Consider the following 19,355-nt stretch of genomic DNA (forward strand, 5'->3'; position numbering starts at 1 on the left):
CTTTTAGAACACAATATGAATGTCCCCCGTTTCTCATATTTGACAACGTTTTGGCGATAAGTCATTCTTACACAAATCGTGTAAGAAAAAAGCCCTTCTAAAAGGGCCTTTTTTTATTTATATTCCGTATTATCCTCCCCTGCGAAATAACCTTTTATCTAATGAAAAAGGTGTTGCCGATTCGCAACACCTTAAAACATTGGATTTTCATCCAAATAATCATATACATTATTAACAAGTTCTTCTACTGTCGCACCTTGTACTACTTCACCATTCACAAGGGCAAATGGTCCTTCAAAACAAATACCACAATATCCTAAACAACCATACTCCATTACATCTAAATTCGGATCTTTTTCTAATTTCTCTAAAGCTGCTTGTGAACCACTCGCAAGGTTACCTACACAAAATTCAATTAACGGTTTAATCAAAATTCTCCCCCCTGTACTACAAAACAAATTACCTTCTGACTTCATCTATAAGAAGAAAACTAAGCTGTTTCTTGTTGTTTTCGTTACATTTACTAAACTATTCAATTCCTTCACTATTTCACTTCAAAGAAAATATTCTTATCTATATAAATATATTCACGACACCGCTTTTCGGCCTTCATAATGAAATAGTAACTAGAAAAAGAAAACAGTTTACTTTACTTTTCTTCTTATTGTACAACAGAGTATTCATTCATGCATTGTTATTTGTTCACAAATTCGATATAATTTGATTGAGTAAAGTCAAAATATTTTATTAATATAAAATTTTAGGATTAGGGGATATTTCAACAGAAAAGGGGTAATCCATCATGAAACACCTCGTAATACTAGGTGGTGGCTACGGTGGAATGAGAATTCTGCAGCGGCTACTTCCAAGCAACCAACTTCCAGATGATGTACAAGTGACATTAATCGACAAAGTACCATACCATTGTTTCAAAACTGAATATTATGCATTAGTAGCGGGTACAATTTCAGAAACGCATATTCGCATACCGTTTCCTGAGCACCCACGCCTCAATATTCAATACGGCACAATAACAAATATTGATCTCGAAGAAAAAGCTGTTCATCTTGATGGCGGCGAAGCAGTCCAATATGATGATTTAATTATCGGACTTGGCTGTGAAGATAAATATCATAACGTTCCTGGGGCGAAGGAATATACACACAGTCTACAATCGATTGAACAAACACGTAAGACATATGAACAATTAAATAGTCTAGAACCAAATGCAACAGTTGCTGTCGTTGGTGCTGGCTTAAGTGGCGTTGAAGTAGCGAGTGAACTTCGTGAGAGCCGTTCTGATTTAAAAATCTATTTATTTGATAGAAAAGATAGAATTTTATTCCCATATCCAGAGAAATTAAGTAGATATGTAGAAGAATGGTTTATAAAACATAACGTTACCATTATACGAAACTCTAATATTACCAAAGTCGAACCAAATATTGTGTACAACCACGATGAACCTCTTGAATGTGATGCAATCGTCTGGACAGCTGGTATTCAAGCCAATGAAGTTGTTCGAAACCTTCCGGTTGAACAAGATGGTAGCGGACGGGTTGTTTTAACAAAATATCACAATATTCCAAATGACGAGCACGTTTATGTTGTAGGAGATTGTGCAGCACTTCCACATGCACCATCTGCTCAACTTGCTGAAGGTCAAGGAGAACAAATTGTCCAAATATTATTAAAACGTTGGAACAATGAACCACTCCCTGATGAACTACCTGTTATTAAATTAAAAGGCGTTCTCGGTTCTCTCGGCAAAAAACACGGATTTGGTTTACTAGCAAACCAACCATTAATGGGGCGTGTACCGAGATTATTAAAATCCGGTCTTCTTTGGATGTACAAATATCATAACGGTTAATACTTTAAAGGCTTTCTACTATGTAGACAGCCTTTTTCTATTCATTTTTTTAAAAATAACTTTCTCAATATAGATTCATAAAATCCTTCTATTTCAATATTAAAAATTACAGATTAAAAGTGTATACTATATGTAATAGTTATTTCATTTTATTATTTTCTTTAGGACCGAATACGTTCGGTCTTATTTTTTATGCTATAAGTACTACACGTAATAGGAGACATTTCATTTCACTTATGAACTTAACAAAGCTAAATAATCGAATAGAAGTGAAAAAGAGGGAATTAATCCACCTCGTTGAAAAGTATGGATTTACTCACGATAAAGTCATTTCTCTCAGTCAAGACTTAGATCGTTTACTAAACTTATTAACGAAACTAAATACTTCCGTCTCAAAATGCTCTAATCCTGCAAACAAAGAAAAAAGAGACTCCCTCTGAATAGACTTTATTTTTCTATTTTTCTTTCTTTTTGATACGATATAACTAGAATTAGAAAGGAGCAATTTATGTTTATATTAAAAGACATCAAATATAAAGATATTCTACACATTCCTTATTTACAGATTCAAAAAGAAAAAACTACTTGTATTATCGGTGAAAGTGGTAGTGGCAAAAGCACACTACTTCGTATGTTAAATGATTTACAATCACCAACATCTGGAACAATTGAATATAATGGAAAATCTATTTTAGATTATCCTCCCATTCAATTACGACGTGAAGTTGTCATGCTCGGACAAACTCCGCCTATTTTTGATGGAACAATTAAAGATAATTTATTAATGGGACTGCGCCTTTCTGAAAAGCCATTTCCAAATGACGATGCCCTGCGGGACGCATTAACGACTGTTAGCCTAGATAAAAAATTAGAAGATAGCGCCTCTTCTTTATCAGGCGGTGAAAAACAAAGACTTGCTTTCGCTCGTATTGTACTAATGGATCCACCCGTCTATTTATTAGATGAACCAACTTCGGCACTAGATAGTGATACAGAACGACGCGTTATGAAACAATTCACTCTACTGGCAAGACAAAAGAAAAAAACAGTTATCTTCATCACGCACTCGCAACAACTTCCAGAAGAAATCGCAGACGATATTATTGAAATTAGTAAAACAAACGGTGCAACTAGAAAGGAAGTGCTATCAATTGAAGGGCGTTATTGAACTACAAATTTGGCAACTTGCAGCTGCATATATTTTCATCCTTATTTTAATCGGGCTTGTGAAATTAAAAGGAATACCGCGTGAGAAACAAATTACAATTGCTACATTACGTATGACGATTCAGCTCGTACTAGTCGCATATGTCCTTACATACATATTTGAAAATAGTAATCCGTTTTATACAATAGCTCTCATTACTTCTATTACTACATTTGCGATTTTCAATATTTATAAACGAGTTAATATTCCAATGTCAAAAGAATTAAAACGAGTAGCTGCCCTCTCCATGATTGCTGGATCAATTGGCCCTCTTCTACTATTTATCTTTGTCATTATTGGACACGATCCTTGGTATGCTCCGCAGTATATCGTTCCTATTGCCGGTATGCTAATCGGTAACGCTATGACAGGCATTTGCCTCGGGGCAAATACCTTTTTAAGCAGCATGAAATCACAAAGAGACCATATTGAAGGTGCACTTATGCTTGGGGCAACTCCAAAACAAGCAGCCGCCCCGCTCATACGGGACGCTTTCGATTCTGCTATTTTACCGACAATCAATTCTATGGTTGGAATGGGGATTATAAGTCTTCCAGGCATGATGACTGGTCAAATTTTATCCGGTGTATCACCGTTTACAGCGATTCAATATCAAATTGCGATTATACTTGGCATTTCTGGAAGTACAGCTTTCTCTGTTATTATCTTCTTACAACTTGGGTATAAAACGTTCTTTAATAAGCGGTGTCAGTTGAAAGAAGTTGAAGTACAATCATAAAAAAGACGCTCTGCAAGTTACTTACAGAGCGTCTTTTTTCTTTGCTAATCTTACGCCTTCTTAACGAACTGTGATTTTAACTTCATAGCTCCGAAACCGTCGATTTTGCAATCAATATCGTGATCTCCTTCAACTAGACGAATACTCTTTACTTTCGTACCAATCTTTACAACTGAAGAAGTTCCTTTTACCTTTAAATCTTTAATGACAGTAACAGCATCGCCGTCTTGAAGAACGTTTCCGTTCGCATCTTTTACAACTTTTGCACCATCATTATTTTCAGCTTCTGCTTCTTGGCCCCACTCATGAGCACATTCTGGACATACGAAAAGAACGCCATCCTCATACGTATATTCTGAATTACATTTTGGACAATTTGGTAAAGTAGCCATAAATTCATTTCCTCCGTTCATTATTTATACGTAAAAATCAAATGTGATGTTTACATCTCGATAAATAAAATTTGTATAGCATTTCTTTATACTGCCATAGTCTCACGTTATTGACAAGCCTACCTCAAATTCTCATTTTTTATTGTATTTTACAAAAGTTCAATCAGTATGGCGTTTTGTATTCACATTTTTCGTTAATTAACTTACTCGACATGTACTTCTTCCATCCAGCTGCTCGTCTTAGATTTCACTACTATTAAGTGCTCATTTTCCCATTTTAGTTTGCCTAAAAATCTAGAATAGACTACTTCATTCCCTACTTCTTCTACGAGTAATTTATTTACCACTCTTAGTCCTTTATCGTTATACACTTCACACATTAGCTGAAATCCTTCCGAACGATGAATTCCTTTTAATATGGCCGTTTTCTTTCGGCTTGGGCTCTTCTTCGGTGTTTTATCCACTAAAAATACAATCTCATAATTCTCTTTCTCTATTTCTTGAAGCGCTTCGTTCACATGCTCTTTAATCATTTCTATTGATATTTTTGAATACTTTTCAATAGCTGGTACGACATAGAGGTGAACCAACTCACAAAAATGCTTATATTTCTCCTCAACTGATTCCAGATTTAAAAATTGCATATAATCATAAGGTACGAATATACAAATTTCACCCAGGGTCTCGTGTAGTTCATAAGAAACATCTTTATTAGGGTTTGCTAGGCAATATATATCTATATTTTCTACAGTTCCTAATCCAAGATCCAACCTACTTAATCTCTTTGAAAAAATCAATTCAAAAATTCTCATTTCATGTAATCTATTATAATGTTTTTTAGGACGTTTCTTAGCCCAATCATAAAAATGAACATCCATCATACTACCTTTTCCTCCTAATATTATTTACTTTTCTAATATACAAAAAGAAGAACCTTCACAAGATTCTTCTTTTTAAAATGAACGAGTTTCTCTCTAGAAAAACCACATATTTTCTTCAACATAGATTTGATACTCTTCAGCTTCTTCTTCACTCAACTTTTTATTATTTAAATACACTTCTTGCCATTCAAAGTAATCATCATTTAAATATACAGCGAATTTAATTTTCACATTTTTCTTTTCTTCATAATCATAACCAGTAAATTCTACTACATCATAATCTTGTTCTTTCTTTACATACTTCCAATTTGGTTTATCTGTAATAGACTCTAAAGCCTCTCCTTCAAGACTTAAGCGAACAACGTTTTTAATATTAGGTTCAGTTGGTATAGAAGCTAAACCGAAACTAGCGCCTGCAAAGAATACAAATACTATCACCTGTAAAGCAATCATAAGCCCGATATGAGCGCCACCTTTTGATTGTAAATAATACTCTTTCTTATACTCAGGCACATCCTCTTCCTTATGAAAAATACGGATAACATGCTTATAATATAATCGGTTTCCTTGCCACCCAGTAAACAGCATCGTTCCAGCATATATGATAAAATCTATCCACATCGGTATATCAATAAAAGTAGCTATAATTAAAGTAGGTACCGCCAATAACGTAAGTATAATAAATAACTTATACATTTTACGATAAGCTAACCAAAAAGACGGGAAGAAAAAGGCTACCCAATTCCATGTATTCCCTTGTGCTGGATTTTCTACTTTGCCCCATTTAAAGTCATAATAAGCTGTATTCTTTTGAACAACTTTATGTAACTCTTGTGGAGAAATTGTTTCTTGTAAAACTGTGTCCTTCACGTACATCATCCTTTTCTTATTTCTACATCAATTTATTTTATAGAAATAAAAAGAAGTAATCTAACAAAAAGGGCATATATTTCATAAAATTGAACGGAAATCGAATATATTCCGACAATTACCCACTTATTATTTTATTTTACTTCTAAATGTATTAAAATGATCATATATCATATCTTTAATACACTAAGTTAATTATTTTATATATTCACTAAAAGTGATGTTAATGAATCACTTTTAGTGAATATATAAAATACTATTGGAATATCGCCAAATCTAAAATCTCGACTTAAGAGACTTCACAAATTAGCGTTCTACTATTTCAAACATATTTCCACTTACACAACTAATGAATAATCTATCATTAACTTCCTCAATCGATACAATAAAATCTATTTCGACTACATTTTTAGGCAGTTTAATAATATCTTTTACTTCGCCACATTCAGCATCAAGTATTATTAATTCTAAATTTGAAGTAGCAATGTAAATTTCACCATCTTTATATAACAGAACCCTTGCAATATCATGTAGAGTAGTATGGCTCCAAATCACTTTACCCGTTTGAATATGAACACCATAAATTCTGCCTTCTCCTAAGGATAATACCATCATCTCTCCGATAAGAAACGGAGGCAATTCAATTTCAGAAGGTACATTTACTTCATATAACTTTTGACCGTTCTTATGATCATAACATTGTATTTGTGTACTTACACCTTCGTATCTATACTCAGTTCTTGTTACTACTATTTTTGATTCCTTTGATACAATGTAAGAGTATTCTACTTCATCAAGGACTTTTTCAAAGATTACGTTACAATCTTCTTTACCATATTCCCATTTTCGTAGTAAATCTGCTGCTATACATATAAAATTTTCATTGTCTAAAACAACTGGATCATTCGGATAACAATCTTCTATCATTTGTTTCCATAGTGTAGAAGCGTCTAATAATTGCATGGCAATTGCAACGTTACTATATGCATCAACTTCCCCATCTTCATCAAAAGGATTTCCTGCTAACACATAGTAATCTGAGCCAAGATGGCACTGCAACTTTTCTCCTCCGACTCGGACATTCTTTTCCCATACTTTCACTCCACTTTCAAGCTCTAATAAAACATTGTAGCCTTCCTGTGTAATAACTAATAAACGTGGTAATTCTTCCCTCGTAGTTTTTACATCTTGTATAATATGCCCTTCTATTTCTAAATTCCATAGAAACTCTCCAGAACTTGATGAAATAGCGTACAATTTCGCAATATTTTTTCCAAATCTATTCGCATGCCAAATAATTGTGACCCCATTCACAGTTATGCAATTACAATCTTCTACTAGTGGAAGATTGCACTGCCAAATCTCTTCTTTCGTTTCACTATCGAGTTTACGAATTTCGTGGTTATTTTCCTCCACATAAAAGATACTCTTCTCATTATGAGATAGTACCGGAGTAAATATCGGTTCAACCTCTATTCCTTTTACATACTGCCAATTTAATTCATATTTATCACTTGTAGCATGATAAATTCGATACATAATTGTGTCATTTCCATTTACAAGTTTAGAAACAAATGGTTCAATTTCTAACATTCTATGATAAGCATCTTTAATTCGAAAAGAATCCACCCCACTTACGTAAATCTGCTCTATCTCCTTTTTAAGAAACGCAAAGATTACTCGTAAAAATTGCTCACTATCAACACTAGCTAACTTCTTTCCTCTCTGATCAAGAATAAGAAATTCCCCATCCTTCTTCTTAAATTCCACCTTTTTTTCATATTCATTCAAAAAAATCACAGCATCATCATATTTAAAAAATTCAACCCAAGCGTCAAACAACCAACAAATCGGGTCTATTATGTCTGTTTTTTCTTGAAACACAATACTTTCATCTATACTAAGTACTATTTCTCCAGTATTTTCTGTTGGCAATTTATTTAGTTCAATTTGAAACTTTTTCATTATTTTCTCCCTCTTAATCACGTTGAAATACTATGTTTATTTACCCCACATTCCCCTGCACTTTCTCAATAACATCTTCTATACGTTCCGTTATACATTCTTTCTCCCATTCTCCCTCACCGTGCATAGCCGTATAAACTGGATAATTCTCATCGTTACTATCTACAAAAATCGGATCTCCAAGATACGAATCTATCCCAATTACAATCCATCCTTCTTTCCAATCTCCTTCTTCATTCCCGGCTAAGCTTTGCCCTTCTTCATCAAAACTATAACCAAGTTGCCCTTCTTCTATTTCTTCACTATTAAACAATTCTATCGTCATTGGTTCAAATTCATACTCTAGCTCAATTTCATTATCCTCAGCACGATCTACATGTGCTAAAAGTTGTTTAATTTTATTATGGTTAATCATGATATCTTCTCCATTCTATCTTAAAGAATCTAGCTTTATTCATAATGAGCTGCCGCAAGTAACATTTGGGCGATAAAGTGAAACTTTAATCAGTGGGGGTTTTGTTCATCCCCGCTGATTATTAGTTGAACCAATCGGGCTTTTATGAGCAGTTGATCCCCCGCCTAACTTCTTTGCTTTCACTGAATTTTGATGTAGGGGGTCTTACTGCCCGTTAATGCGGGATAAACTGCCATGGAATATTTTCTGGAAGCCTCTCCCCTTGATTTATATAAACACCTTCATAAGCACCTAACCAACCATGGAATGCCTCTAAATAAGTCTCTATCTCTACGTTCTCCCATTCATCTTTATTCTCTTTTAAATCCTTTTGGAGATATACAAGAAACTTCAACAAATCTTTTTCAGAATTCACATTATCAAATTATTCAAATACACCCATATTTAGTCCCTCTTTCTATTGCTCATTATTCAAACTAACTATACTATATGAAATAAGATTCTTAAAACTATTATTTGAGGTGACCAATATGAAGACTACACTTTGGACAGAAGATGACTATTTAAAATTAGCACCGATTAACGACGAACTAATAAAAAAAGCTGAAGAAGTACTAAACGTAAAGCTTCCAGAATCGTACATAAACCTGCTAAAAGAACAAAATGGGGGGACGCTTCGCCTTGATGCTCACCCTACTCCAAAGCCAAATTCTTGGGCAGACGATCACGTTAATGTGTCTGGTTTATATGGCATTTCTTTTGATGAAAATGATTCTAGTATTTTAGAGAGCCGTTATTTAATTAAAGAGTGGGAAATGCCTGAGAATCTCGTACTTTTATCTGGGGACGGACATACATGGATTGCATTAGACTATCGAAATGTAGCTGAAAATCCTCCAGTTATATTTATCGATAATGAGTTTGAGGAAATTATCGAATTAGCACCTAACTTTGAAAGTTTCTTACAAAACTTAACTACTTACGATTATGATGAAGAATAAACTTAATCTTAAAGAAGAGCGAGATTTCATTACAAATTTACATGCTACTTTAAAACCACTCGGCTTTAAGAAAAAAAGACATACATTTTTCAAAGCTGATAATGGATTTTACAAGCTTATCAATATACAAAAAAGCCAGTTTGGGGATGACTTCTATATAAATATAGGAGTTCACCCTATCGGCCTCCCGCAGCTTATTACGGACCAATTACAAATAAGAGAAAATATTTCAATATTCGATTGTATTCTACAGACGAGAATAGAGCCTATAAACATTAAAAAGAGCTATCTATTGCATAATGTTTCACATGAAACTATCCACATTCCGGATTATCTTTCGACTTCTCATTCTTTGTAAAGCGTTTTTTTATTATATAAAAATAACAAAAGCATCCTTGTATATGAAGGATGCTTTTACTATTCACCTACCAATTCTCCCTGCACTCTTCAATCAAACACAGCAAGTACCTCTTCGTCATATCTGCCCTTCTCCACCTTGAGAGCATTCGCTTTTCTTTTGGATTATGCCGTATTCTCTCTACTTCTTTTAATAAAGGGTCCCATTCTTTCGCTGAACGTTCTAATAAGTATTGTAATCCTCTATCTTTTGAGACAATTGTTTTATGATCCAGTGTATATAAAATACGTCCCATCGTAACGACAGCTGATTCCACCCATTCTTCTATGAAAAATAAATATGGCTGCTTCGCTTTTTCACTCCAGTAATGTTCTACGTTGTATTTCATCGTATTTACTACATCGTCCCATCGTATTTGAAACGAAAGGTCTTCTGCTTCTCCCCCGGCAACTGTAATACCTTGATTTTTCAATGTCCACCATGTGACCGCATTAATATCCCAATGACCTATATTCGCCTTACCGTCTGCACAATACACGTACTCATTCATTTCATCATTGTATTTCCCTAAGTCAGCAAGAGGAATATACATACCATCCATTCTTTTACCTAACGTACTTTTACTAAGCTTTTTATGAAATTCTATAATTTGTTGTTTTTCAGCTTCATTTACGGAATCACTTATTACCGTAACAAAATCAACATCGCTCGTTTCTATATGAAATGCTCCTAACGCGATCGATCCGTAAATGTATACCCCGACTATTTTTTCATCCGAAAAAATTTCTTTTAACTCTACTATGTACTGATTCATTAACTGTTTTACTTCTTCTGGTAGAGCCTGCTTTATTCCGTTCTCCACATCTATCCCTCCATATAAAAAGGCCTTTGCAAATTCGCAAAGGCTTCATGCTTTATAAATATTTCTCGATTTCTTCGTAAACATCCTTCAAACGAGGATTTCCTTCTCCAACGATTTCACCATTTACAAGAACGACCGGATAAAATAGATCTTCCTCCACTACGCGCTCTGCGAATGCTTTTTTATCTTCATTCTCTTGTTCTTCTTGAAAATCAATATACTCGAAATTAAATTTATTTTCTTGTCCTTCATATTTACGACCAATCGCCGCTTGTAACCATTCAAACGTTTCTGTTGAAGATGGCATTCCAACGCAGCTCGCACAAATTACTTTCGTCCCATACACTTGAACATTAACCATTTCTTCTCCCCCACTTCTTGTTTCAACAGCATATTCAGATGTCTTAGTACATAAGCACATCATTTTACAAACTTATTCCATACCCCTATACTGAAAAAACACGTTGTACACACGATACAATATTTCGACAATAAAACAAGAAGAGAAAAAATAGATTTTCCCCTCTATCTTGATTATAATAAAACTGATGAAAGGAGTCGATAAAAATGGAAAACCCACATATGCAAGAACAAGTATTAGAAGTATTAGATAAATTACGTCCATTCTTACTTCGCGATGGCGGAGACGTTGAATTAGTAGACATTGAAGAAGGTATCGTAAAACTACGCCTTATGGGTGCATGCGGAAGCTGCCCAAGTTCTACAATCACACTAAAAGCTGGTATCGAACGCGCGTTACTTGAAGAAGTACCAGGCGTTATTGAAGTAGAACAAGTATTTTAATTAAAAGCGGAAGCGGCTCGTTCAAAATGTGAGGGGGATGGAGCTTCTGACATAGAGGCGCTTTTTGCCTCGGCGGAAGAAGCGAAGCCACCGAACATTTTAGCCGCTGGAGCTAGATATTAATTAAAAGCGGAAGCGGCTCGTTCAGAATCGCTTGCTAAAAAGAGACCCAAATGGGTCTCTTTTTTTATTCACATAACTATTCCGCTTTAACATCATAAAACAAAATTGGAAATCCTTCTCAAAAAATGCGATAATTGATACTATATAGTGAATCGTTCACACATATAAATTAAAAAACATAGGGGGACGACACATGCCAAAAATGGGAAACACTTTTTTAACAATTCAAGAACTAGAAAAGAAAAAAGAGTATTTATTAGAACTTTCATCCGTTATACCAACATGGAATGCGAGCTATCAATTTTTATTTAAAGAAATCCAACAAGAATTATTGAGTAAAGTAAATGAGAAAATCGAAAAACATCAACTCATTTTACATATATGTGCAGATCAACAGGTAGGGGCATAATGTATTACATACAATTGTGGTATAAAAAAGAGACCTCAATCGGTCTCTTTTTTATACTTTTATGATAGCCAATCTAATTTTCTAATCCCAAGCTTATCAACTGGTAAACGAAGTGACCCGTAAAAATGCTTCATAAATTGCTCGGAGCGGTTCACATCGTGTAAAATGGCTTCTAAGCGATCTCTATATATGCTTTTTTGTTCTTCGTTTCCTGTTTGATAATATCGTTCAACCGTTTCAAAGTACTGGAGTGGGAACAGAATCCTTGCAAATAATAAGCGCCAACCAAATGAGGATAGCGAATAATTACGTTCATAATCTGTAATGAATTGAACTACCGTTTGCTCCCAGTCGTTCTTTTTTTCTGTCATCATATGGCGAATACATTCTGCTATATCCCGACTTGGGTGGTCATATACCCAATCAAAAGGAAGTTTTAAGCGCTTCGTTTGATGCCATAATAAAGGTGTAAATCGTTCTTGGCAAATTGTTGCCGCGTCAGTTATTTGCGGTGTATCGTCCATTTCTGTATCGACAACATATTGAATTGCATTTTCTGCAACTCCTAAGTAATACGGGAAGGATTCAATAAACAATTGATCGAATACGTCTGAAGGATGGTTCATCACTTGCGATTGCCAAAACTTTTCTAATTGATCGAGCCTTTTTTCCCATAATGCTTTCCATTCACCAATGCGGCTTAATTGCTCAACTTCTTCTGGAAAGAATGCACCACGTTTATGGAATATAGAAAGCTCACTTCCTAATGATGTAGCATGTCGCTCTAACATACGCATACCTTTTAATAAGCAATAATTTTTTTCTTCTATCTCACTTACATAGTAGCCGTGTATAGTTGGAACGAAAGTCGCAACAGTTATATCCCCTTGCTGGTTCATATAATCACTGAGCTTTTTCATCTCTACAAGTACTTCTTCCTCCATTTCTCCAATTGGAACAAGTACATAAATTTTGTTGCGAATCCAAAAGCTTTTATAGGGGCCAAGGGGGATTAATTCTTTAACATGCATGTGATAATGCTCATAAATATGCTGAATCATCGCAGTCGCCACCTATGGTTTTTCTTTATATATATGAGCTTGTGCTCGCCTTTCATTCCTATGCACATGATAAAGCAACGAAACGTATACAAATACTAAAAAGAAAAAAAGGTGATAAACATGAAAGAATCAAATCAACTACAAGAAAGAGCATTACAACTATTACAAGAACGCGGTGTAACAATTGACGATATTGCTGAACTTGTTCATTTTCTTCAAAAGAAATACCATGCAAATTTAGAGATGTCAGAATGTCGCTATAACGTTGAGCGTGTACTATCAAAACGCGAAGTACAAAACGCACTTATTACAGGCATTGAACTTGATGTCCTTGCTGAAAAGGGAATGTTAAGTCAACCGTTACAAGATATCGTAAAACGCGATGAAGGACTATATGGAATCGATGAAGTTATCGCACTTTCTATCGTTAACGTGTACGGTTCTATCGGTTTCACGAACTTTGGATATATCGATAAATTAAAACCGGGTATTTTAGAATACTTAAATGATAAATCATCTGGAAAGGTGCATACCTTCCTTGATGATATCGTTGGCGGAATTGCTGCCGCTGCTTCAAGTCGTTTAGCGCACCGTGCTGAGCATTCGGAATAAAGTGAAACTTTAATCAGTGGGGATTTTGTCCATTCCCCACTGATTATTAGCCTTCACCAATCGGGCTTTTACGGGCAGTTATCTCCCGCCTAACTGACTCGCATCCGCCGAATTTTGAGGTGGGAGTCTTACTGCCCGCAAATAGCGGGATAAAGTGTCTAGGCCGTCAGTTTTATACTGACGGCCTTTCGTATTCCATAAGCATAAACTCTCTTCCACGGCTCAAAAAAACAGGTCCTACTTGAAATCCAATGTTTTTATATAACCTAATTGCTCTTTTATTAAATGTCGCTACACTTAGTCGAAACATTTTTGAATTTAATTCCTCAGCAGCAAATGCAATTCCCGCTTGAAAAAATATTTCCCCCATCCCTTTCCCTGTTAAATCCGGCTTCATTCCAAGCCCGATATCTACTACATTTTCTCCCCTATATAAATTAGCATCTCTTCCGCCCGGAACTTGCGCATTTTCTCCAAAACAAAAATAGCCGATGAATTCTCCCTTCTCATCACAACAACCGTAATACGTCCCATCTAATAGCTCTTCTATTACTTCAACCTCTCCTGAAAAACTATATAAATTGTACGGTTCCTCATACGTCCACATATTTATCTCATTCGCTTCTTCTTCTGTTAACTTATGTATTTCCATTCCTCTCGCTCCTCATCAAATATTCTATATATATTTACTCATTCATTTTCAACACTCAATTTCCCTCTAATTACAATATGCATAATTGCATACGCACACCCATTTAAAAAATGTTAAGCTTTATTTGAATCGCTGTTGTTACACTTCTTGATTAAGAAAGACCGTTAACCGGAAAATTAACGTCTTATCAAATTCAAGCAATTGGCACATTTTGTCATCATCAAAGACACTCAAAAGAGTGTCTTTTTTTCTATAAATGAGCAGGACCTGCTCATTTATAAAATAAATACATAAATTAATATAACTCTTTAAACGCATTATTCCCTTTCTATACGCTAGGGTGTTCGTTACGACAGATTCGGATAATAAAAAGCACTCCAGCCAGAGTGCTTTTTACTTTCAAACAAGGAGGTTACATATATGGATAGTACTCTTGTATTTAACTTCGGCATTGGTATTGTCATCATTTTATTCGTCTTCTTTGTTCTTTGTATGAGCGGAGTATAGCAATCTTTTATGCTGATAACTCCTTTAAAGTATCACTTAATTTGAACTTTCTTAATTGTAATGAAGCAATCATTGCTGCCCCTGATCCAAGTATCACACTAGCTAGGGCCAATATGAAAACTTGATTATACGGAATAATAATAACCGTTAACTCTAAGCTTGATAACACAATATAACTAAACAAAATCCCACCAAAAATGCCAATACAACCAGCTATCGCTCCAAGTAAAGTTCCCTCTAATAAAACAATCCGTCTCATTTGCTTCGGGATAGCCCCTACCGCACGAATCATACTAATTTCAGCACGTCTTTCATGTAAGCTTGCGACAATCGCATTCATTAATCCTATACCAGAAATAATGAAAACAATTACAACTAACAAGCGAATTAACATCATCATTTGCGATAATAACTGCTCTTGTTCTTTCAATAAATCATAACTGTTTATAACTTCTACATTCTCTTTATTATTTGTAACTTGTTTTACTTGCTTCTTAATCGCTTCAAATGATTGATTAGAATTAGTCATAATTTGAATTGCTTCATATCCTTGTACGTGAAACTTATCGCGAGCCCATTGTTCATTTACAAAAATATCTAACCCTCTTAACCTTAATCCTTGCTCAATAATCGAAACAACTTTAATTGTTTGTTTTTCTTTCCCTTTTCCTTGTACGTCAATCGTATCATGCAACTGAAGCCCTAAATTTTTAGCCGTTTCCTTCGTAACGACTCCCTCACCATCTTGTAATGGCTTATTTAAACTTTGTCCTGCAATCACTTTCGCCTTTGTTATTTTTTGATACGCGACAATATCATTCCCCACAACTTCCATCAAATCAGGTTCAAAATTATTTTTCCTCGCATATTCATACCATTCTTGATTCGCTTTTTTAAAATTATAATTCACAAGCCTTGCTGTAAAATCGGTAGCATTCCCTACACTCGCCTCTACACCGTCAATTTCTCTAACCTTTCCATTTCAATAATATTCATCCCGATATCCCCTTCTCTCTCTATTTACCAATCTATATATTCTATTCAGAATGCAAAATTCCTACTTTTTTGTATTTTTTTGTAACATGCTAATATTTCTCATGTCAGAAAAATTGACTCGCGCAAAAAAAGTAACCATAATAGTTACACGAATACATAAAAGTTATTCACATATCCACAAATAGGAGGAAGAACAATGAAACATGTAATCGTTTATGCACACCCAAATACAGAAAGCTTCAACCATGCGATTTTAGAAACGGTAAAAAGTGAATTAGAAGGAAAAGGTCATGAAGTACGCGTTCGCGATCTATACGAATTAAACTTCAATCCAGTATTAGGCGCTTCTGATTTCATCTCATTTTCTCAAGGAAACACACCAGAAGATATTAAAGAAGAGCAAGAGCATATCTCTTGGGCTGATAGCATTACATTCATTTACCCAGTTTGGTGGGCAGGACTTCCTGCTATTTTAAAGGGATACGTTGACCGTGTATTTAGCCACGGCTTTGCTTATGCTTACGGTGAGAATGGCATTGAAAAGTTATTAAGCGGCAAAAAAGGATTATTATTATCTACAATGGGAAATACGAAAGAAGCATACACCGCAGGCGGTATGTTTGACGCAATGAAGAAAACAGCGGATGTTGGTATTTTTGAATTTACAGGAATTGAAACAATTGAGCATACATTCTATACGAGTGTTCCTTCTGTGGATGATAGTGTGCGTAAACAATATCTTGAAGAAGTTAAAGACGTTGTTAATCGTGCGTTTTAATAAAAAAACTCTGGTTATAACAACCGGAGTTTTTTTATTTCATCATCAATTTTGGAATATATCTTTGAAGCATACTTTCTAATTCATTCATATCTTCCTGTCTAATAAGTAAATTTACATTGTCATTCATTTTTTCTCGCCCGCGATATAAAAATATATTTTCTTTTGGATTTTCCCATGTTGATGTTTTATAGCCTTTTAATTCTTCATATGAATAAAAGTTCAATCCGTCTATTACACCTTTTTCATATATTTGTACACTTTTAATCAGATGGATAGCTATTAAAGTCATAAAACAGCTTGCTACAGCATAACTACCTGACTGAATGAGAAACTGTTCAAATGTACCAATATCACCACTTACGTATTGAGCATATATATACATACATTGTCCGATAAAGTACGCTGGTCCAAGTAAAACAATCCAACGTCGTTTCACCCGAGGATATGCTGCAATAAGCTTTCCCGCGCTTTTTTTCATTTCATTTATTTTATATATCTTCCATAGAACAAAGAATAAAACACATAATGTAAAAATAAACATAATACATGACATCCAGTACACTCTTATTTCCTCCCCTTCACATCATTACATATAAATTTTACATTTTATATCCCTATAGTACATATGCAATTGTGCATAAAAAAACAGGTAACCTCTTCCGGTTACCTGTTTTTCATTACATCTTCTCAATCCACTCCGTCAAGTTATGCACAACTTGCGTCGGTTGTACTTCATATTCTGTTAACTTCTCCACAGTTGTTACTCCAGTGTGGACAATAAGGGTATGCATACCAGCATTTATCCCCGCTAAAATATCTGTATCGTAGTTATCCCCAACCATTAATGCTTCTTCTTTTTCTATGCCAAGCACTTTTAACGCTTGTTCCATAATGATTGATTCTGGTTTTCCGATAAAGATTGGATCCACACCTGTTGATACTGCTACAACTGATGTTAATGAACCGTTACCTGGTAATAATCCGCGCTCAGTCGGAATGGCAATGTCCCCATTTGTGGAAATAAACGTTGCACCGTTACGCACAGCAAGGCAAGCTTTTGCTAATTTTTCATATGTGATATCACGATCTAAACCAACAACAACGAAATCAGGATTTTCATCCACAAGTTCAAAGCCTTTTTCCACAAGTGCAGCGTGTAAGCCCTCTTCACCAATCATATATACAGTTGCATCTTGTTTACGCTCATAAATAAAGTTCGCTGTAGCCATACTCGTTGTGAATACTTGCTCTGCTTTCGCTGGAATATCGAAACGAACGAGTTTTTCTGCAACTTGTTCTGGTTTACGAGTTGAGTTATTCGTAACGAATAAATACGGAATGCCGCGCTCTCCTAATGCTTTCACGAAGTCGCTTGCTTCTTCAATTTGTTCTTCACCACGATACATTGTACCGTCTAAGTCAATTAAATAACCTTTATACATCGATTATGTCTCCCCTTCTCTGCTGACGTTCTCATCTATCATACCACTCTTATATTACCCCCTTTTTCCAAAGAAAAAAACGCTTTACACTAAAGCGTCCCATAACGTTCATTTTTTCTCTTTTACTTGGTAAGAACAACTACAATCACCCTCGCACATGTTTGCTAGTGTCTTTACATCTGCATTCGCAAATAAACGCTTATACATCTCTTTTTCATCTTCACATACTTGCGGGAATCTCTCTGCAATTTCCTTTAACGGACAATTTTGCTTTTCAATTACGAAAGAGTTCTCTCCATCTCTCTTTATTTGAACCATATAACCATTTTTCTCTTGCATAGCAGCTATTTCCTGTACTTTATATGCTAAATTACTTTGATTGCTTATCTTCTTTTTTAACTGTTCTTCCATTCGTTTCGTTCTCGCTTGTAAAACATAACGAAGTATTTTTTCATCGCCCATTCGAGCTAAATCATCTAATATTTCAATAGCAAACTGCTTATATTCTTTCGGGAATGTATCTTCTCCCTTTTGACTTAGTCCATACAAATATGTTGGGCGTCCAACATGCTGCCTTACCATCTTTGAATAAATTAGCTCATCATTCTCTAGTTTACTTAAATGCCTTCGGATCGCCATCTCTGTAATTTCTAAAGCTTCGGCTAATTCTGCTACAGTATGCTCGCCCTTTACCTTTAATAATTGTATAATTTCTTCTTTCGTAGTACGTGCTTCCCCCATAGCTCATCCTTCTCCCTTTTCTCTCTCATATACAATATAAGATCCCCAAAAGGAATCCTCGGGGATCTTATAAGCATAATTATTCTGGTACAAATGCAGATACAGGCCCTAATTCCTTCTCTAAATAACTGCGAATATTTGCTGGGTAGTTCTCTACCACTGCAATATGTTTTTGAATCGTCTTATATAATTCATCATGATTCATTTGAATATAATCTTGCGTAAGCATTTTTCGAAGAAGGATAACTTCTTTCATTCCTTGTCCTTCTTCTGCACTTATCACTCGCTCGTCCATTAAAATATCGATAATATCTTCATAGCTTCCTGGATCGCGCATAATAAATCCATCAATCATCGCATTCCCTACATCTAATACGCAATCAATCATAAGATGGGCTATGCGCTCTAATGCATAAAATTCAAACTCGGTTTCATATATCTTCTTCTCTTGAAATGTATTTGTTGCTCGTTCTAAACATACTAGCATTTGTTCTATTTTTTTTCTGTCTACGAAGTACATTCATGTCACCTACCTGGAAATTAAAGCATTTACATTTTAATTGTAACGCTTTCTTCTGAAAAAATCGACAATTTTTCGAATTCACCTTTTCTCCTTTATTTGTTATAGTTATATTTGTATGATTTTTGAAATTGGAGGAATGGA

At 34.9% G+C, this 19,355-nt stretch carries 24 protein-coding genes and 2 pseudogenes; 10 read left to right on the forward strand and 16 right to left on the reverse strand.

Annotation, left to right across the window (positions count from 1 at the left end):
* Positions 1 to 191: 191 nt before the first annotated feature.
* Complete coding sequence (locus tag LUS72_RS24580) at positions 192 to 431, reverse strand: YuzB family protein (protein ID WP_000595025.1); 240 nt, start codon at positions 429 to 431, stop codon at positions 192 to 194.
* Positions 432 to 802: 371 nt separating this feature from the next.
* Here LUS72_RS24580 and LUS72_RS24585 point away from each other — a divergent pair, with 371 nt between their 5' ends.
* The 4 genes from LUS72_RS24585 (at position 803) to LUS72_RS24600 (ending at position 3,819) form a co-directional block, all read left to right on the forward strand.
* On the forward strand, positions 803 to 1,873 hold the full coding sequence (locus LUS72_RS24585) for an NAD(P)/FAD-dependent oxidoreductase (protein ID WP_097832216.1): 1,071 nt from the start codon (positions 803 to 805) through the stop codon (positions 1,871 to 1,873).
* 236 nt (positions 1,874 to 2,109) lie between these two features.
* Entirely contained in the window at positions 2,110 to 2,313 is a 204-nt protein-coding gene (locus tag LUS72_RS24590) for an aspartyl-phosphate phosphatase Spo0E family protein (protein WP_097832215.1), read from the forward strand.
* A 68-nt stretch (positions 2,314 to 2,381) separates the two neighbouring features.
* Positions 2,382 to 3,041 carry an ABC transporter ATP-binding protein gene (locus LUS72_RS24595; protein WP_264448382.1) on the forward strand — a complete coding sequence of 220 codons (660 nt, stop codon included), beginning with the start codon at positions 2,382 to 2,384 and terminating at the stop codon, positions 3,039 to 3,041.
* On the forward strand, positions 3,025 to 3,819 hold the full coding sequence (locus LUS72_RS24600; RefSeq protein ID WP_097809355.1) for an ABC transporter permease: 795 nt from the start codon (positions 3,025 to 3,027) through the stop codon (positions 3,817 to 3,819). Before LUS72_RS24595 ends, LUS72_RS24600 begins: the two co-directional genes overlap by 17 nt.
* A gap of 50 nt (positions 3,820 to 3,869) precedes the next feature.
* Here LUS72_RS24600 and phnA read toward each other — a convergent pair whose 3' ends face one another.
* From phnA to LUS72_RS24630, 6 genes are all read right to left on the reverse strand, one after another.
* Positions 3,870 to 4,211: an alkylphosphonate utilization operon protein PhnA gene (phnA, locus tag LUS72_RS24605; RefSeq protein ID WP_002174031.1), complete on the reverse strand. Its 342-nt coding sequence runs from the start codon at positions 4,209 to 4,211 to the stop codon at positions 3,870 to 3,872.
* 203 nt (positions 4,212 to 4,414) lie between these two features.
* Positions 4,415 to 5,092, reverse strand: coding sequence for a hypothetical protein (locus LUS72_RS24610; RefSeq protein ID WP_264448383.1), 678 nt, complete (start codon positions 5,090 to 5,092; stop codon positions 4,415 to 4,417).
* 93 nt (positions 5,093 to 5,185) lie between these two features.
* Positions 5,186 to 5,968 (reverse strand): DUF2628 domain-containing protein, encoded by a 783-nt coding sequence (locus tag LUS72_RS24615; RefSeq protein ID WP_097832211.1) that lies wholly within the window; start codon positions 5,966 to 5,968, stop codon positions 5,186 to 5,188.
* A 300-nt stretch (positions 5,969 to 6,268) separates the two neighbouring features.
* Positions 6,269 to 7,927, reverse strand: coding sequence for a PQQ-like beta-propeller repeat protein (locus LUS72_RS24620; RefSeq protein ID WP_264448384.1), 1,659 nt, complete (start codon positions 7,925 to 7,927; stop codon positions 6,269 to 6,271).
* A gap of 40 nt (positions 7,928 to 7,967) precedes the next feature.
* Positions 7,968 to 8,342: a hypothetical protein gene (locus tag LUS72_RS24625; RefSeq protein ID WP_097832209.1), complete on the reverse strand. Its 375-nt coding sequence runs from the start codon at positions 8,340 to 8,342 to the stop codon at positions 7,968 to 7,970.
* Between the two features lie 214 nt (positions 8,343 to 8,556).
* Complete coding sequence (locus LUS72_RS24630; RefSeq protein WP_264448385.1) at positions 8,557 to 8,757, reverse strand: DUF7660 family protein; 201 nt, start codon at positions 8,755 to 8,757, stop codon at positions 8,557 to 8,559.
* A 115-nt stretch (positions 8,758 to 8,872) separates the two neighbouring features.
* On the opposite strand from LUS72_RS24630, the gene LUS72_RS24635 reads away from it, so the two are divergent.
* Together LUS72_RS24635 and LUS72_RS24640 are read left to right on the forward strand one after the other, a co-directional pair.
* Positions 8,873 to 9,343 (forward strand): SMI1/KNR4 family protein, encoded by a 471-nt coding sequence (locus LUS72_RS24635; protein ID WP_097832208.1) that lies wholly within the window; start codon positions 8,873 to 8,875, stop codon positions 9,341 to 9,343.
* A pseudogene (locus LUS72_RS24640) lies at positions 9,330 to 9,686 on the forward strand (DUF4304 domain-containing protein); the annotation flags it as partial. The gene LUS72_RS24635 and the pseudogene LUS72_RS24640, both read left to right, overlap by 14 nt.
* Before the next feature lie 82 nt (positions 9,687 to 9,768).
* Here LUS72_RS24640 and LUS72_RS24645 read toward each other — a convergent pair.
* Positions 9,769 to 10,569 carry a nucleotidyltransferase domain-containing protein gene (locus LUS72_RS24645; protein WP_240523228.1) on the reverse strand — a complete coding sequence of 267 codons (801 nt, stop codon included), beginning with the start codon at positions 10,567 to 10,569 and terminating at the stop codon, positions 9,769 to 9,771.
* 46 nt (positions 10,570 to 10,615) lie between these two features.
* Positions 10,616 to 10,924 (reverse strand): YuzD family protein, encoded by a 309-nt coding sequence (locus LUS72_RS24650; RefSeq protein ID WP_000248596.1) that lies wholly within the window; start codon positions 10,922 to 10,924, stop codon positions 10,616 to 10,618.
* 206 nt (positions 10,925 to 11,130) lie between these two features.
* On the opposite strand from LUS72_RS24650, the gene LUS72_RS24655 reads away from it, so the two are divergent.
* Both LUS72_RS24655 and LUS72_RS24660 read left to right on the forward strand, forming a co-directional pair.
* Positions 11,131 to 11,367 carry a NifU family protein gene (locus tag LUS72_RS24655; RefSeq protein ID WP_000431159.1) on the forward strand — a complete coding sequence of 79 codons (237 nt, stop codon included), beginning with the start codon at positions 11,131 to 11,133 and terminating at the stop codon, positions 11,365 to 11,367.
* 316 nt (positions 11,368 to 11,683) lie between these two features.
* Positions 11,684 to 11,899, forward strand: coding sequence for a carbonic anhydrase (locus LUS72_RS24660; RefSeq protein WP_097832205.1), 216 nt, complete (start codon positions 11,684 to 11,686; stop codon positions 11,897 to 11,899).
* Positions 11,900 to 11,958: 59 nt separating this feature from the next.
* Here LUS72_RS24660 and yutH read toward each other — a convergent pair whose 3' ends face one another.
* Positions 11,959 to 12,960: a spore coat putative kinase YutH gene (gene yutH / locus LUS72_RS24665; protein ID WP_097832204.1), complete on the reverse strand. Its 1,002-nt coding sequence runs from the start codon at positions 12,958 to 12,960 to the stop codon at positions 11,959 to 11,961.
* Positions 12,961 to 13,080: 120 nt separating this feature from the next.
* On the opposite strand from yutH, the gene LUS72_RS24670 reads away from it, so the two are divergent.
* Complete coding sequence (locus LUS72_RS24670) at positions 13,081 to 13,572, forward strand: phosphatidylglycerophosphatase A family protein (RefSeq protein WP_044740520.1); 492 nt, start codon at positions 13,081 to 13,083, stop codon at positions 13,570 to 13,572.
* A 172-nt stretch (positions 13,573 to 13,744) separates the two neighbouring features.
* Here the strand turns inward: LUS72_RS24670 and LUS72_RS24675 are convergent, their stop codons facing one another.
* Positions 13,745 to 14,224 (reverse strand): GNAT family N-acetyltransferase, encoded by a 480-nt coding sequence (locus LUS72_RS24675; protein WP_097832203.1) that lies wholly within the window; start codon positions 14,222 to 14,224, stop codon positions 13,745 to 13,747.
* Between the two features lie 514 nt (positions 14,225 to 14,738).
* A pseudogene (locus tag LUS72_RS24680) lies at positions 14,739 to 15,707 on the reverse strand (ABC transporter permease); the annotation flags it as partial.
* Between the two features lie 216 nt (positions 15,708 to 15,923).
* Here LUS72_RS24680 and LUS72_RS24685 point away from each other — a divergent pair.
* On the forward strand, positions 15,924 to 16,505 hold the full coding sequence (locus tag LUS72_RS24685; protein ID WP_000683439.1) for an NAD(P)H-dependent oxidoreductase: 582 nt from the start codon (positions 15,924 to 15,926) through the stop codon (positions 16,503 to 16,505).
* Between the two features lie 34 nt (positions 16,506 to 16,539).
* Here LUS72_RS24685 and LUS72_RS24690 read toward each other — a convergent pair whose 3' ends face one another.
* From LUS72_RS24690 to LUS72_RS24705, 4 genes are all read right to left on the reverse strand, one after another.
* Positions 16,540 to 17,070: an iron ABC transporter substrate-binding protein gene (locus LUS72_RS24690; protein ID WP_097832202.1), complete on the reverse strand. Its 531-nt coding sequence runs from the start codon at positions 17,068 to 17,070 to the stop codon at positions 16,540 to 16,542.
* 115 nt (positions 17,071 to 17,185) lie between these two features.
* Entirely contained in the window at positions 17,186 to 17,950 is a 765-nt protein-coding gene (locus LUS72_RS24695; protein ID WP_097832201.1) for a TIGR01457 family HAD-type hydrolase, read from the reverse strand.
* Between the two features lie 108 nt (positions 17,951 to 18,058).
* Complete coding sequence (locus tag LUS72_RS24700; RefSeq protein ID WP_097832200.1) at positions 18,059 to 18,691, reverse strand: helix-turn-helix transcriptional regulator; 633 nt, start codon at positions 18,689 to 18,691, stop codon at positions 18,059 to 18,061.
* Positions 18,692 to 18,770: 79 nt separating this feature from the next.
* Positions 18,771 to 19,211 carry a DUF86 domain-containing protein gene (locus LUS72_RS24705; RefSeq protein ID WP_087949220.1) on the reverse strand — a complete coding sequence of 147 codons (441 nt, stop codon included), beginning with the start codon at positions 19,209 to 19,211 and terminating at the stop codon, positions 18,771 to 18,773.
* Between the last annotated feature and the right edge of the window lie 144 nt (positions 19,212 to 19,355).

It is taken from the genome of Bacillus cereus (assembly GCF_025917685.1).
GTDB classification, from domain to species: Bacteria; Bacillota; Bacilli; order Bacillales; family Bacillaceae_G; genus Bacillus_A; species Bacillus_A cereus_AT.